Source organism: Pseudomonas zhanjiangensis (genome assembly GCF_041027545.1).
In the GTDB taxonomy this organism is placed as follows: Bacteria; Pseudomonadota; Gammaproteobacteria; order Pseudomonadales; family Pseudomonadaceae; genus Aquipseudomonas; species Aquipseudomonas zhanjiangensis.
On the sequence record NZ_JBFTEG010000001.1, the window covers coordinates 175,378 to 189,466 of the forward strand.

The 14,089-nt window shown below is 62.2% G+C and carries 12 protein-coding genes; 8 read left to right on the forward strand and 4 right to left on the reverse strand.

Features of this window, described 5'->3' with window-relative positions; genetic code table 11:
• The first annotated feature begins 49 nt into the window (after positions 1-49).
• The 4 genes from glyQ to AB5S05_RS00830 all read left to right on the forward strand — a co-directional run bounded on the left by glyQ (position 50) and on the right by AB5S05_RS00830 (position 4,496).
• Positions 50-1,042 (forward strand): glycine--tRNA ligase subunit alpha, encoded by a 993-nt coding sequence (gene glyQ, locus AB5S05_RS00815; protein WP_369285498.1) that lies wholly within the window; start codon positions 50-52, stop codon positions 1,040-1,042.
• Positions 1,039-3,093 (forward strand): glycine--tRNA ligase subunit beta, encoded by a 2,055-nt coding sequence (gene glyS / locus AB5S05_RS00820; RefSeq protein WP_369285499.1) that lies wholly within the window; start codon positions 1,039-1,041, stop codon positions 3,091-3,093. Before glyQ ends, glyS begins: the two co-directional genes overlap by 4 nt.
• 75 nt (positions 3,094-3,168) lie before the next feature.
• The gene (gmhB, locus tag AB5S05_RS00825; protein WP_369285500.1) at positions 3,169-3,699 is read left to right on the forward strand and encodes a D-glycero-beta-D-manno-heptose 1,7-bisphosphate 7-phosphatase; all 531 of its coding nucleotides are present in this window, start codon (positions 3,169-3,171) and stop codon (positions 3,697-3,699) included.
• A 23-nt stretch (positions 3,700-3,722) separates the two neighbouring features.
• The gene (locus tag AB5S05_RS00830) at positions 3,723-4,496 is read left to right on the forward strand and encodes a lysophospholipid acyltransferase family protein (RefSeq protein ID WP_369285502.1); all 774 of its coding nucleotides are present in this window, start codon (positions 3,723-3,725) and stop codon (positions 4,494-4,496) included.
• Positions 4,497-4,806: 310 nt separating this feature from the next.
• Here AB5S05_RS00830 and gyrB read toward each other — a convergent pair whose 3' ends face one another.
• The 4 genes from gyrB to dnaA are packed head-to-tail and all read right to left on the reverse strand — an operon-like array spanning position 4,807 to position 10,950.
• On the reverse strand, positions 4,807-7,224 hold the full coding sequence (gene gyrB, locus AB5S05_RS00835) for a DNA topoisomerase (ATP-hydrolyzing) subunit B (protein WP_369285503.1): 2,418 nt from the start codon (positions 7,222-7,224) through the stop codon (positions 4,807-4,809).
• A 4-nt stretch (positions 7,225-7,228) separates the two neighbouring features.
• Positions 7,229-8,332 (reverse strand): DNA replication/repair protein RecF, encoded by a 1,104-nt coding sequence (recF, locus tag AB5S05_RS00840; protein WP_369285504.1) that lies wholly within the window; start codon positions 8,330-8,332, stop codon positions 7,229-7,231.
• A gap of 7 nt (positions 8,333-8,339) precedes the next feature.
• Positions 8,340-9,443 (reverse strand): DNA polymerase III subunit beta, encoded by a 1,104-nt coding sequence (dnaN, locus tag AB5S05_RS00845; protein ID WP_369285506.1) that lies wholly within the window; start codon positions 9,441-9,443, stop codon positions 8,340-8,342.
• Positions 9,444-9,474: 31 nt separating this feature from the next.
• On the reverse strand, positions 9,475-10,950 hold the full coding sequence (gene dnaA, locus AB5S05_RS00850; RefSeq protein WP_369285507.1) for a chromosomal replication initiator protein DnaA: 1,476 nt from the start codon (positions 10,948-10,950) through the stop codon (positions 9,475-9,477).
• A 522-nt stretch (positions 10,951-11,472) separates the two neighbouring features.
• Between dnaA and rpmH the strand changes: the two genes are divergently transcribed.
• The 4 genes from rpmH to yidC are packed head-to-tail and all read left to right on the forward strand — an operon-like array spanning position 11,473 to position 14,003.
• Entirely contained in the window at positions 11,473-11,607 is a 135-nt protein-coding gene (gene rpmH, locus AB5S05_RS00855; protein WP_003246698.1) for a 50S ribosomal protein L34, read from the forward strand.
• Positions 11,608-11,621: 14 nt separating this feature from the next.
• Positions 11,622-12,023: a ribonuclease P protein component gene (gene rnpA / locus AB5S05_RS00860; RefSeq protein ID WP_369285508.1), complete on the forward strand. Its 402-nt coding sequence runs from the start codon at positions 11,622-11,624 to the stop codon at positions 12,021-12,023.
• Positions 12,016-12,261, forward strand: coding sequence for a membrane protein insertion efficiency factor YidD (gene yidD / locus AB5S05_RS00865; protein ID WP_369285509.1), 246 nt, complete (start codon positions 12,016-12,018; stop codon positions 12,259-12,261). Before rnpA ends, yidD begins: the two co-directional genes overlap by 8 nt.
• A 2-nt stretch (positions 12,262-12,263) precedes the next feature.
• Complete coding sequence (gene yidC / locus AB5S05_RS00870; RefSeq protein WP_369285510.1) at positions 12,264-14,003, forward strand: membrane protein insertase YidC; 1,740 nt, start codon at positions 12,264-12,266, stop codon at positions 14,001-14,003.
• The last annotated feature ends 86 nt before the right edge of the window (positions 14,004-14,089 follow it).

A 14,089-nucleotide genomic window follows, 5' to 3' on the forward strand; every position in this document is an offset into this window, starting at 1 on the left:
GGGGTATACTCCCGCCCTTTCTGTCGCAGCCTCAACAGGTGAATTTTCCGTGAGCCAGACTACGCCTGCCGTGCGCACCTTCCAAGACCTGATCCTCGTCCTGCAGCAATACTGGGCGGAGCAGGGCTGTGTGGTGCTGCAGCCTTACGATATGGAAGTGGGCGCCGGCACCTTCCACACCGCCACCTTTCTGCGCGCCATCGGCCCGGAAACCTGGAACGCCGCCTACGTACAGCCCAGCCGCCGGCCGACTGACGGCCGCTACGGCGAGAACCCCAACCGCCTGCAGCACTACTACCAGTTCCAGGTGGTCCTGAAGCCCAATCCGGAAAACTTCCAGGAGCTGTACCTCGGCTCGCTGAAGGCCATCGGCCTCGACCCCCTGGTCCACGACATCCGCTTCGTCGAAGACAACTGGGAGTCGCCGACCCTCGGCGCCTGGGGCCTGGGCTGGGAAATCTGGCTGAACGGCATGGAAGTCACCCAGTTCACCTACTTTCAGCAGGTCGGCGGTATCGAGTGCTACCCGGTGACCGGCGAGATCACCTACGGCCTGGAGCGCCTGGCCATGTACATCCAGGGCGTCGACTCGGTCTACGACCTGGTGTGGACCGATGGCCCGTTCGGCAAGGTGACCTACGGCGACGTGTTCCACCAGAACGAGGTGGAGCAGTCGACCTACAACTTCGAGCACGCCAACGTCGACAAGCTGTTCGAGCTGTTCGACTTCTACGAGAGCGAAGCCAACCGCCTGATCGAACTGGAACTGCCGCTGCCCACCTACGAGATGGTGCTCAAGGCCTCGCACACCTTCAACCTGCTGGACGCACGCCGCGCCATCTCGGTGACCGCCCGCCAGCAGTACATCCTGCGCGTACGTACCCTGGCTCGCGCCGTGGCCCAGAGCTACCTGCAGGCGCGGCGCAAGCTCGGCTTCCCGCTTGCCAGCCCCGACCTGCGTGATGAAGTATTGGCCAAGCTGGAAGAAAGCGGGCGCATTCAAGATGAAGCCCTGGGCAACAAGAAGGAGGCAGCAGAATGAGTGCACGTGATTTCCTCGTCGAACTGGGCACCGAAGAGCTGCCACCGAAAGCCCTGAAGACGCTTGGCGAAGCTTTCCTCGGCGGCATCGTCAAGGGACTGAAGAGCGCCGGCCTGGCCCATGGCGCCGTGCGCTACTACGCGGCGCCGCGGCGCCTGGCGGTTTTCGTCGAGCGCCTCGAGGTCCAGCAGGCCGACCGCACCCTCAACCTCGATGGTCCGCCGCTGCAGGCCGCCTTCGACAAGGAGGGTAATCCGACTCAGGCCGCCCTGGGCTTCGCCAAGAAGTGCGGCGTCGAACTGGCCGAGATCGACCGCAGCGGGCCCAAGCTGCGCTTCACCCAGAACATCCCCGGCCAGGCGGCCGCCGGCCTGCTGCCGGGCATCGTCGAGGCCTCGCTGGACGAGTTGCCGATTCCCAAGCGCATGCGCTGGGGCGCGCGCAAGACCGAGTTCGTCCGGCCCAGCCAGTGGCTGGTGATGCTGTTCGGCGACGAGGTGATCGACTGCGGGATCCTCGCCCAGCGCGCCGGTCGGGTATCCCGCGGCCACCGCTTTCACGCCAACCACGAGGTGCGCATCAGCAGCCCGGCCACCTACGCAGAAGACCTGCGCGGCGCCTTCGTCATCGCCGATTTCGCCGAGCGCCGGGAACTGATCAGCCAGCGCGTCGACGAACTGGCCGCCGCCCAGCAGGGCAGCGCCATCGTCCCGCCGGCACTGCTCGACGAAGTCAGTGCCCTGGTCGAATGGCCGGTGCCGCTGGTCTGCTCGTTCGAGGAGCGCTTCCTCGAGGTGCCGCAGGAAGCCCTGATCACCACCATGCAGGACAACCAGAAGTACTTCTGCCTACTCGACGCCAACGGCAAGCTGCTACCGCGCTTCATCACCGTGGCCAACGTCGAGAGCAAGGACCCGGCGCAGATCGTCGCCGGCAACGAGAAGGTGGTGCGCCCGCGCCTGACCGACGCCGAGTTCTTCTTCAAGCAGGACCAGAAACAACCGCTGGAAAGCTTCAACGAGCGCCTGGCCAACGTGGTGTTCCAGGCCCAGCTCGGCACCGTGTTCGACAAGGCCCAGCGCGTGTCCGCCCTGGCCGCCTTCATCGCCGAACGGGTAGGTGGCGACGCCGAGCGCGCCGCCCGCGCCGGCATCCTCTGCAAGTGCGACCTGGCCAGTGAGATGGTCGGCGAGTTCCCGGAGATGCAGGGCATCGCCGGTTACTACTACGCCAAGCATGACGGCGAGGCCGAGGACGTCGCCCTGGCCCTCAACGAGCAGTACATGCCGCGTGGGGCAGGGGCCGAACTGCCGAGCACCCTGACCGGCGCGGTAGTGGCCCTGGCCGACAAGCTCGATACCCTGGTCGGTATCTTCGGCATCGGCATGCTGCCCACCGGCAGCAAGGACCCCTACGCCCTGCGTCGCGCCGCACTCGGCGTGTTGCGCATCCTGATCGAGAAGAAACTCGACCTGGATCTGGCCGAAGCCATCGAGTTCACCACCCTGCAATTCGGCGACAAGGTCAAGGCCGAAGGCCTGGCCGCTCAGGTGGCGGACTTCGTCTTCGACCGCCTGCGTGCCCGCTACGAAGACGAGGGCGTCGACGTCGCCGTCTACCAGGCGGTACGCGCCCTCAGCCCGAGTGCGCCGCTGGACTTCGACCAGCGCGTGCAGGCGGTTCAGGTCTTCCGTGCCCGCAGCGAGGCCGAGGCCCTGGCCGCGGCCAACAAGCGGGTGTCCAACCTGCTCGGCAAGTTCGAAGGTGCAGTACCGGCCAGTGTCGACGCCACCCTGCTGCAGGAACCGGCCGAACAGGCCCTGGCCGAAGCCGTGGCGAGCGCCGAGCGGGCGGTGATGCCGATGGCGGCCGCACGCTGCTACCGCGAAGCCCTGGAGCACCTGGCCGGGCTGCGCGAGCCGGTGGACAGCTTCTTCGAGGCGGTGCTGGTCAACGCCGAGGACAGCGCGGTACGCGCCAACCGCTATGCACTGCTGGCCAAGCTGCGAGGCCTGTTCCTCGGCGTCGCCGATATCTCGGTACTCGGCTGAGTTTCGGCCCCCTGGCCAGTCGACAGCGGCGCTGTCCGCTGGCCAGGCCGGCGGCATAGCCTGGAACTGAACCCTATGAAACTACTGATTCTCGACCGCGACGGCGTCATCAACTATGACTCCGACGCCTATATCAAGACGCTCGAGGAGTGGATTCCCATTCCCGGTGCGATCGAGGCCATCGCCCGCCTGTCCAGGGCCGGCTGGACCATTGCCGTGGCGACCAACCAGTCCGGCCTGGCGCGCGGCTACTACGACCTTGCCACCCTCGAGACCATGCATGCGCGGCTGCGTCAGCTAGTGGCGGAGCAGGGCGGAGAGGTGGGCCTGATCGTGCACTGTCCGCACGGCCCCGATGAAGGCTGCGACTGCCGCAAGCCGAAAGCCGGAATGCTCAAGCACATTGCCTCGCACTATGCGGTCGAGCTGGCCGGCGTATGGTTCGTCGGCGACAGCAGCGGTGACCTGGAGGCGGCCCGTCTCGTCGACTGTCAGCCGGTGCTGGTCAAGACCGGCAAGGGCCAACGCACCCTGGCGAAGCCGCTGCCAGCGGGAACCCTGGTATTCGACGATCTGGCGGCAGTCGCCGCTCAGCTTCTCCAATGATCGAGCACAACGGTGAACAGCCCATGTCGACAGTGAAGTCCCTCAGAATCGCTCTCTTCTACCTGCTGCTGTCTATCAGCGCGCTGAGCTGGTGCACCCTCAGCGTCTTCATCGCGCCCTTGCTGCCATTTCGCGCCCGCTACCGTTTCGTCAATCAGACCTGGTGCCGCTTCGCCGTCTGGCTGGCCAAGGTGCTGCTTGGCATTCGCTATGAGGTCAAAGGCCTGGAGAATATTCCCCAGCAGCCTTGCGTGATTCTCGCCAAGCACCAGAGCACCTGGGAAACCTTCTTCCTCTCGGCCCTGTTCGAGCCGCTTAGCCAGGTGCTCAAGCGCGAGCTGCTGTATGTGCCGTTCTTCGGCTGGGCGATGGCGATGCTCAAGCCCATCGCCATCGATCGCAGCAACCCCAAGGCCGCACTCAAGCAGCTGGCCAAGCAGGGCCACGAGCGTCTAGAGCAGGGCGCCTGGGTGCTGATCTTCCCGGAAGGCACACGGATTCCCAACGGCCAGATCGGCAAGTTTTCCCGCGGTGGCGCCGCCCTGGCGGTCAATGCCGGGTTGCCCGTGCTGCCGATCGCCCATAACGCTGGCGCCTACTGGCCAAAGCAAGGCTGGGGCAAAACTGCCGGCACCATCCAGGTCGTAATAGGCTCGCCCATGCACGCCGAAGGCACTGGCCCCAGAGCCATCGCCGAGCTGAATGACCGAGCCTTCGAGTGGGTCGCCAAGACGCAGCGCGACATAGGTGCGCTGGCAGCCACGGCAACGGCCATGGAAACCGGCTCCACGGTCTGAAGACAGGGACCGACCAAATCCCCCGCCAGCATCGGTGCTGCCGGGGGTTTTCTTTGCCTGGTCGATGAGCCCACGGCCGGCAGCAGCAGCGCAACCCGCAGTGACTGGCCGTGCGCCTCTAAGCCCGTCTGACTCAAGCCCGCAGCGGGGACGGCCATAGCAGTGGAACGGCAGGGCAGGCACCGGCACCTGTACGACAAAGCCCCGCCGGACCTGGGGTCCGGCGGGGCTTTGTCGTAGGGCGGTGGAGCGACAATCGTCTTTCGCTTAGCCACTTCAGGTGGCTCGAGAGGAATCGTCGCCAACAGCCTTAGAAGTCGAGGTTGGACACCGCCAAGGCGTTGGTCTCGATAAAGTCACGGCGCGGCTCGACCGCATCGCCCATCAGGGTGTTGAAGATCTGATCGGCGCCGATCGCGTCCTCGATGGTCACCTTGAGCATGCGCCGCACCTCTGGATCCATGGTGGTTTCCCACAGCTGATCCGGGTTCATCTCGCCCAGCCCCTTGTAGCGCTGGATGCTGTGGCGTTTGGTGCTCTCGGTCATCAGCCAGTTCAGCGCATCCTTGAATGTGCTGACCGCCTTCTTGCGTTCGCCGCGCTGCACATAGGCGCCTTCTTCCAGCAGATTGTTCAACTGGTCGCCCAGGCTGGTGACCGTCTTGTAATCGTTGCTGGCGAAGAAGTCGCGATTGAAGGTGACATAGCTGGAAACCCCATGGGAGATCAGCTCCACTTCTGGCAGCCAGAGGTGGCGCTCCTGGTCCTCACGCAGGCTGGTCTTGTAGACCAGACCGGATTTTTCCATGACCTTCAGACGGCCATCGAGCAGGCCCAGCCAGGCCTGCATGGCGTCCTTGTCCGCCAGCTGTTCGGTGCTGACGCGCGGGATGTAGACGAAATGCTCGGTCAGCTCGATCGGGTACAGGCGCGACAACCGGTTCAGGGTCTTCATCACCAGGCGGTAATCGTTGACCAGTGCTTCCAGGGAAGCTCCGGAAAGGCCTGGCGCGCTCTCGTTGACGTGCAGGCTGGCATCTTCAAGAGCCGACTGGGTCATGTACTCCTCCATGGCCTCGTCATCCTTGATGTACTGCTCCTGCTTGCCGCGCTTTACCTTGTACAGCGGCGGCTGGGCGATGTAGATATAGCCGCGCTCGACCAGTTCCGGCAACTGACGGAAGAAGAAGGTCAGCAGCAGGGTACGGATGTGCGAACCGTCGACGTCGGCGTCGGTCATGATGATGATGTTGTGATAGCGCAGCTTGTCGATGTTGTATTCCTCGCGGCCGATGCCACAGCCGAGGGCGGTGATCAGCGTGCCGACCTCCTGCGAAGAAATCATCTTGTCGAAGCGCGCCTTCTCTACGTTGAGGATCTTGCCCTTGAGGGGCAGGATGGCCTGGGTCTTGCGGTTGCGGCCCTGCTTGGCAGAACCGCCCGCGGAGTCACCCTCCACGATGTAGAGTTCGGACAGCGCCGGGTCTTTTTCCTGGCAGTCGGCCAGCTTGCCGGGCAGCCCGGCGATATCCAGGGCACCCTTGCGACGAGTCATCTCGCGGGCCTTGCGCGCCGCCTCACGGGCGCGGGCGGCGTCGATCATCTTGCCGACCACCGCCTTGGCTTCGTTGGGATTCTCCAGCAGGAAGTCGGAGAAGTACTTGCCCATCTCCTGCTCGACTGCGGTTTTCACCTCCGAAGAAACAAGCTTGTCCTTGGTCTGCGAACTGAACTTGGGATCGGGCACCTTGACCGAAATGATCGCGGTCAGGCCCTCCCGGGCGTCGTCGCCGGTGGTGGATATCTTGTGCTTCTTGGCCAGGCCTTCCTGCTCTATGTAGGCATTCAGGTTGCGCGTCAGCGCCGAGCGGAAGCCGGCCAGGTGAGTGCCGCCATCACGCTGGGGGATGTTGTTGGTGAAGCACAGCAGGTTTTCGTTGAAGCTGTCGTTCCACTGCAGGGCCACCTCGACGCCAACCCCGTCGTCGCGCTGGACATTGAAGTGGAAGACCTGGTTGACCGCCGTCTTGTTGACGTTGAGGTACTCGACGAAAGCACGCAGGCCGCCTTCGTACTTGAACAGCTCCTCCTTGCCGGTGCGCTCATCCTTGAGGAAGATGCCGACCCCTGAATTGAGGAACGACAGCTCCCGCAGACGCTTGGCCAGGATGTCCCAGCTGAAGTGGATATTGTGGAAGGTCTCTTCCGACGGCCGAAAGTGAATCTGGGTACCGGTGCCCTCGGTGTCGCCCACCGCAGCGAGCGGCGCCTGAGGCACACCATGAACGTAGGTCTGCTCCCATATCTTGCCGCCGCGGCGAATGGTCAGGATCAGTTCCTTGGACAGGGCATTGACCACCGACACGCCGACCCCGTGCAAGCCACCGGACACCTTGTAGCTGTTGTCGTCGAACTTACCACCGGCATGCAGCACGGTCATGATGACCTCGGCGGCGGAGACCCCTTCGTCCTTGTGGATATCCACAGGAATACCACGGCCGTTATCGCGCACGCTGATGGATTCATCCGGATGGATGGTGATGGTGATCTCGCTGCAATGACCGGCCAGGGCCTCGTCAATCGAGTTATCGACCACCTCGAAGACCATGTGGTGCAGACCGCTGCCGTCATCGGTATCGCCGATGTACATGCCAGGTCGCTTGCGTACGGCATCCAGGCCCTTGAGGACCTTGATGTTATTGGAGTCGTACGTTTGGTTTTCGCTCATGCCTTCACTCCCGGTGGTCGTGGGTCTGGGTGATACGGCCATGTTCCACGTGGAACATGGCTACTGGCGTATCCGTGCGCCAGCCTTCCCTCAACAGTTCATGGTCTACACAGGTGATGAACACCTGGCAGTGCAAATCTTCTAATAAGCGACACAAGGCGCGACGGTGGTGCTCATCCAGTTCTGACGGCAGATCATCCACCAGATAGATGCACTGGCCGCGCTTGGCCTGACTAACCAAATGCCCTTGAGCAATTCGCAGGGCACAGACAACTAGTTTCTGCTGTCCACGGGACAACACCTCAGCGGCGCTGTGTGCAGCCAGACGTAAACGCAGGTCAGCCCTTTGGGGGCCAGCCTGGGTATGGCCTATTTGCCGATCACGGTATAGGGAAGCGGCGAGCACTTCGCTCAGCTCACGTTCTTTGTCCCAGCCTCGGTAGTAGCTCAGGGTCAGCCCCTGCAACTCGACCAGCTCGCTCAGGGTACGCTCGAAAACCGGCTTCAACGCCTGAATATAGGCCCGCCGGTAGCCATCGATCTCGTCGCTGGCCAGGCACAGCTCACGGTCCCAGGCAGCCGCCGAAGCGGCATCAAGTGTACCATGTCGCAGCCACGAGTTCCGCTGCCGCAAGGCCTTCTGCAGGCGCTGCCAGGCCGGCATAAAGCGAGGTTCCACGTGGAACACTCCCCAATCGAGAAACTGCCGACGCACCTTGGGGGCACCCTCCAGCAGGCGAAAACTGTCCGGGTTGATCAGCTGCAAGGGCAACACCTCGGCCAACTGCGCCGCACTGCGCACATTCTGCCCATCGATGCGGATCTGGTATTCGCCCTGGCGATCACGGGAAACGCCGAGTCCGCTCACGCGACCGTCGGCCAGCTGCACCTGGCCAAACACCGTGCAGGCCAACTGCTCGTACTGGATCACCGGCAGCAACCGGGTACTGCGAAAGGAGCGGGCCAGACCGAGCAGATGAATCGCTTCGAGCAGGCTGGTCTTGCCGCTGCCGTTGGCGCCGTGGAGGATGTTGATACGCGGGGAAGGGGAGAGGGTCACCGGGTGCAGATTGCGCACCGCGGTGACAGTGACGCGGCTGAGGGACATCGCGCGGTTACAAGCGCATCGGCATGACGACGTAGGCGGAATCGTCGTTATCGGCTTCCTGCACCAGAGCGCTGCTGTTGGAGTCGGATAGAATCAGGCGTACCTGGTCGGCGGTCATCACGCCCAGCACATCGAGCAGGTAGCTGACGTTGAAACCGATTTCCAGGGCGCCGCCGCTGTAATCCACAGCGATCTCTTCTTCGGCCTCTTCCTGCTCCGGGTTGTTGGCCTGAATCTTCAGCAGGCCCGCCGCCAGCTGCAGGCGAATTCCGCGGTACTTCTCGTTGGACAGGATAGCGGTGCGACTGAAGGCCTCGCGCAGGCCCTGGCGGTCGGCCACCACCAGCTTGTCGCCACCACGCGGCAGCACGCGCTCGTAATCCGGGAACTTGCCGTCGACCAGTTTCGAGGTAAAGGTAAACTCCCCGGTGGTCGCGCGAATATGATGCTGGCCGAGCACAATGCTGACGCTGGCGTCCTGCTCGGTCAGCAGACGCGCCATCTCGAGAATGCCCTTGCGCGGCACGATCACCTGGTGACGCTCTGTGTGCTCGATCGCCGCCTCCATGGAACACATCGCCAAGCGGTGGCCATCGGTCGCCACGGCTCGCAACAGGCCGGTCTGCACCTCCAGCAACATGCCGTTCAGGTAGTAACGCACGTCCTGCTGGGCCATGGCGAAGCTGGTGCGTTCGATAAGGCGGCGCAGCTTGCTCTGGTCCAGGCTGAAGGTCAGCGAACCCGGGCCTTCTTCGACGGTAGGGAAATCATTGGCAGGAAGGGTCGACAGCGAGAAACGGCTACGCCCGGCCTTGACCAGCAACTTCTGCTCATCGACGCGAATATCGATCAGCGCATCGCTTGGCAGGCTCTTGCAGATGTCCATCAGCTTGCGTGCCGGGACGGTGATCTCGCCGGGCTCTGCGGCATCTTCCAGGGTCACCCGGCCGACCAGTTCGACCTCGAGATCGGTACCGGTCAGCGACAGCTGCTGGCCTTCGACCACCAGCAGCACATTGGATAACACCGGCAAGGTCTGGCGGCGTTCCACGACGCCGGCGACCAGCTGCAGGGGTTTCAACAGGGCTTCGCGTTGAATGGTGAAATGCATGGTCTAGTCCCTTGCCTAATGGATTAGCGTATTAAGTGGTCAGTGTACGCAGCAGGTTCTTGTAGTCCTCGCGGATGTCCGCGTCAGACTCCTTCAGTTCAGCAATCTTACGGCAAGCGTGCAATACCGTGGTGTGATCGCGACCGCCGAAGGCATCGCCGATTTCCGGCAGGCTGTGGTTGGTCAGTTCCTTGGACAGGGCCATGGCCACCTGGCGCGGCCGCGCCACCGAGCGCGAGCGTCGCTTGGACAGCAGATCGGAAATCTTGATCTTGTAGTACTCGGCGACCGTGCGCTGGATGTTGTCGATGCTGACCAGCTTGTCCTGAAGCGCCAACAAATCCTTGAGCGACTCGCGGATCAGTTCGATGGTGATGTCGCGGCCCATAAAGTGCGAATGGGCAATTACCCGCTTGAGGGCGCCTTCCAGCTCACGCACGTTGGAACGGATGCGCTGGGCGATGAAGAAAGCCGCATCATGGGGCAGATCGACTTTGGCCTGATCGGCCTTCTTCATCAGGATCGCTACCCGGGTTTCCAGCTCCGGCGGCTCGACCGCCACCGTCAGTCCCCAGCCGAAGCGCGACTTGAGACGCTCTTCCAGGCCTTCGATTTCCTTCGGGTAGCGATCGCTGGTGAGGATCACCTGCTGGCCGCCCTCGAGTAGCGCGTTGAAGGTGTGGAAGAACTCTTCCTGCGAACGCTCCTTCTTGGCGAAGAACTGGATGTCGTCGATCAGCAGCGCATCGACCGAGCGGTAAAAACGCTTGAATTCGTTGATCGCATTGAGTTGCAGGGCCTTGACCATGTCTGCGACGAAACGCTCCGAATGCAGGTACACGACCTTGGCATTGGGGTTCTTCTGCAACAGGTGGTTACCGACCGCATGCATCAGGTGAGTCTTGCCCAGGCCCACGCCACCATAGAGGAACAGCGGGTTGTAGCCATGCTTGGGATTGTCCGCAACCTGCCAGGCAGCCGCACGCGCCAGCTGGTTGGATTTACCCTCGACAAAGTTGTCGAAGGTGAAGGTCCGATTGAGGTAACTGGTGTGCTTGAGGGCCCCTTCCACCTGCACCGAGCGCTCGGTGCGCGCCGGCGCCACCTGACTGGCAGCGCCGGCCATGGGATCGAAACTCGAACGTGAAGGTTCGGCCTGGCTGGCCACTGCCTGCGGCGGCGCTGACGGCGTGGTCATTGCAGCGGTCGCCTGCGCGGGAACGGCGGCAGGTGCGACCGCTGCCGTGCGTGCGGTCGGGCTGCGCTTGCTGCCTATTAATAAGGACAAGGCTGGCACCAGACCATTGGTCCGCTCGGACAGCAGCTCGAGCAAGCGGGTCAGGTACTTCTCATTGACCCAGTCGAGCACAAAGCGGTTTGGCGCGTACACACGCAGCTCATCGCCTGCGGCTTCGACCTGCAGTGGACGGATCCAGGTATTGAATTGCTGGGCAGGTAGTTCGTCGCGCAAAAGCTCTACGCACTGCTGCCAAAGTTCAACTGACACGGATATCCCCTAAATCGAAACGGCGCGAGGCAAAAACAGCCGCCATTGTAGCCTTCGGGGCTGGAGTTATCCACATGAATAGCCTGGGCAGAGCAAGGAAAATCAAGGTGTTAATGATTTTTCCGGCAGCGTGCAGGCGTACTTCCAAGTCTGTGGATAACAGCCCTGGAGCCCCTGGGATAACCCCGGGGGCAAGTCGGGGGACAATCCCTCTGTGGGTAAATCGGCGTTTCGCCCCCAGCCTATGCCCATGCACCGCACAGTCGCCGCACGGCTTGTCGACAGAGTTGCTCTGCGCCATAGACCTTGTGACCCATGACCTCGAGCGACTTATCCACAGACAGGCGGCGGTCTAATCATTACAAGCATTACTAAACATCTTTAAATATTCTCTTCTCTATATTTCTTATCCGCCAAAAAGCCTGGTTGGAAATTGACCTGACCCTCGGCTTTCTCTAGAATTGCCGGTCTCTCAAAACCGGGGCCATTCCGGCCCATAGTCGACGACCCAGGTAACACACCATGAAACGCACTTTCCAACCCAGCACTATCAAGCGCGCCCGCACCCATGGCTTCCGTGCCCGTATGGCAACCAAGAACGGCCGTGCTGTCCTGTCGCGCCGTCGCGCCAAAGGCCGTAAGCGTCTGACTGTATAAATTCCAGTCAGGTGGTGAGTCGAGGCTTCGGCCGGGAAAAGCGTCTGCTGACCCCCCGGCATTTCAAGGCAGTCTTCGACTCCCCCAGCGGCAAGGTTCCGGGCAGAAATGTCCTGCTGCTGGCACGCAACAACGATCTTGATCACTCGCGCCTCGGCCTGGTGATCGGCAAGAAAAGCGTCAAGCTCTCGGTTGAGCGCAATCGTCTGAAACGCCAGATCCGCGAATCCTTCCGCCTGAACCAGGACAGTCTGGTCGGCTGGGACATCGTGGTGGTTGCGCGCAAAGGTCTCGCTGATCTGGAGAACGTCGAACTGGCCAAACAGTTCGGCAAGCTCTGGACTCGCCTTGCACGCAACAAGCCCAACCCAGCGGCAAAGGCCCCAACTGGGTTGAGTGACAGCCCCGATGCGTAAACTGGCTTTGCTTCCAATCCAGTTCTACCGCTATGCCATCAGCCCCTTGATGGCCAGTCACTGTCGCTTCTATCCCAGCTGTTCCTGCTACGCGCATGAGGCCATTGAACAACATGGCCTCATGCGGGGCGGCTGGCTGACCTTGCGTCGGCTGGGTCGCTGCCACCCATGGAATCCCGGTGGTTACGACCCGGTTCCTCCCGCGAAAACCTCCCGTACCTCTTCGATGGCCGAATAATCATGGATATCAAACGCTCGATCCTGATCGTCGCCCTGGCAGTCGTGTCCTATTTCATGGTTCTCCAGTGGAACCAGGACTACGGCCAAGCGGACCTGCCGACTCAGCACTCGACAGTCGCCAGCAACAGCACTCCAGACCTGCCCGATTCGGCTGCTGCCAATCTCAGCCATGACGATATTCCCAGCGCCAACAGCGAACAGCTCAAGCCGGAGACGACCGCCGTCGCCAACAGCAACGAGCTGATCAGGGTGAAGACCGACGTCCTCGAACTGGCTATCGATCCGCGCGGTGGCGACGTCGTTCAGCTGACCCTGCCGCAATATCCGCGTCGCCAGGATCGCCCCGACGTGCCGTTTCAGTTGTTCGACAACGGCGCGGAGCGTACCTATCTGGCGCAAAGCGGTCTGATCGGCAGCAATGCGCCGGACAAATCCAGCGGTCGGGCCCTGTGGAGCAGCGCGCAGAAGAGCTATCAACTGGCCGACGGCCAGGATCAACTGGTGGTCGACCTGACGCTCAACGAGGGCAGCGTCAACTACGTCAAGCGCTTCATCTTCAAACGCGGTCTCAACCCGGAATGCTCGGCCAAGCAACAGGCCCTGAAGAAACCGGGCTGTGTCGACCCCGCCTCCTATCAGGTCGAGGTGCGCTACCTGATCGACAACCAGGGCGAGCAGACCTGGAGCGGCAACATGTTCGCCCAGCTCAAGCGCGACGACAGCGACGACCCGTCGAAGACCGCGGCCACCAGCACCGCGACCTACCTGGGCGCAGCCATGGCGACGGCCGAGTCGAGTTACCAGAAGGTCTCGATGAAAGACATCGACAAGCAGCCGCTCAAGGAAACCGTGACCGGCGGCTGGGTCGCGTGGCTGCAGCACTACTTCGTCACCGCCTGGATTCCTGCGCAGGATGCCAACAACGTCGTACAGACGCGCAAGGACAGCCAGGGCAACTACATCATCGGCTATACCAGTCCGACCCTGAGCGTGGCCCCGGGCGCCAAGGCCGAAATCGGCGCCACCCTGTATGCCGGCCCGAAGATTCAGAAACACCTGGGTACCCTGGCGCCGGGCCTGGAGCTCACCGTCGACTACGGCATCCTGTGGTTCCTCGCCCAACCGATCTTCTGGCTGCTGGGCCATATCCATGCCCTGCTCGGCAACTGGGGCTGGTCGATCATAGCGCTGACCATCGTCATCAAACTGGCGTTCTTCCCGCTGTCGGCCGCCAGCTACAAGTCGATGGCACGCATGCGAGCGGTCGCACCCAAGCTCGCCCAGCTGAAAGAGCAACACGGTGACGATCGCCAGAAGATGTCCCAGGCGATGATGGAGCTGTACAAGAAAGAAAAGATCAATCCACTCGGCGGCTGCCTGCCGATCCTGGTGCAGATGCCGGTATTCCTGGCACTTTACTGGGTATTGCTGGAAAGCGTGGAAATGCGCCAGGCCCCCTGGTTGCTGTGGATAACCGACCTGTCGAGCAAGGATCCCTTCTTCCTGCTGCCGATCATCATGGGCGCTACCATGTTCATCCAGCAGCAGCTCAACCCGACTCCGCCGGACCCGATGCAGGCGCGGGTGATGAAGATGATGCCGATTATCTTCACCTTCTTCTTCCTCTGGTTCCCGGCCGGTCTGGTGCTGTACTGGGTGGTCAACAACTGCTTGTCGATTGCCCAGCAGTGGTACATTACCCGCAAGATCGAAGCGGCGACCAAGGCGGCCGCGGCCTGATTCATCGGAGCCTTCACGCCCCCGCAAGCCGCTAACAAAGACGCCCCCATCGTGGGGCGTCTTGCTATCCAGCGTTTGGAGAATCC

What these genes read in the sequence shown, in the direction of transcription:
- glyS (WP_369285499.1), top strand. Translation starts at nt 1,039, where the DNA reads ATGAGTGCACGTGATTTCCTCGTCGAACTGGGCACCGAAGAGCTGCCA.
- gmhB (WP_369285500.1), top strand. Translation starts at nt 3,169, where the DNA reads ATGAAACTACTGATTCTCGACCGCGACGGCGTCATCAACTATGACTCC.
- AB5S05_RS00830 (WP_369285502.1), top strand. Translation starts at nt 3,723, where the DNA reads ATGTCGACAGTGAAGTCCCTCAGAATCGCTCTCTTCTACCTGCTGCTG.
- gyrB (WP_369285503.1), bottom strand. Translation starts at nt 7,224, where the DNA reads ATGAGCGAAAACCAAACGTACGACTCCAATAACATCAAGGTCCTCAAG.
- recF (WP_369285504.1), bottom strand. Translation starts at nt 8,332, where the DNA reads ATGTCCCTCAGCCGCGTCACTGTCACCGCGGTGCGCAATCTGCACCCG.
- dnaN (WP_369285506.1), bottom strand. Translation starts at nt 9,443, where the DNA reads ATGCATTTCACCATTCAACGCGAAGCCCTGTTGAAACCCCTGCAGCTG.
- rpmH (WP_003246698.1), top strand. Translation starts at nt 11,473, where the DNA reads ATGAAACGCACTTTCCAACCCAGCACTATCAAGCGCGCCCGCACCCAT.
- yidD (WP_369285509.1), top strand. Translation starts at nt 12,016, where the DNA reads ATGCGTAAACTGGCTTTGCTTCCAATCCAGTTCTACCGCTATGCCATC.
- yidC (WP_369285510.1), top strand. Translation starts at nt 12,264, where the DNA reads ATGGATATCAAACGCTCGATCCTGATCGTCGCCCTGGCAGTCGTGTCC.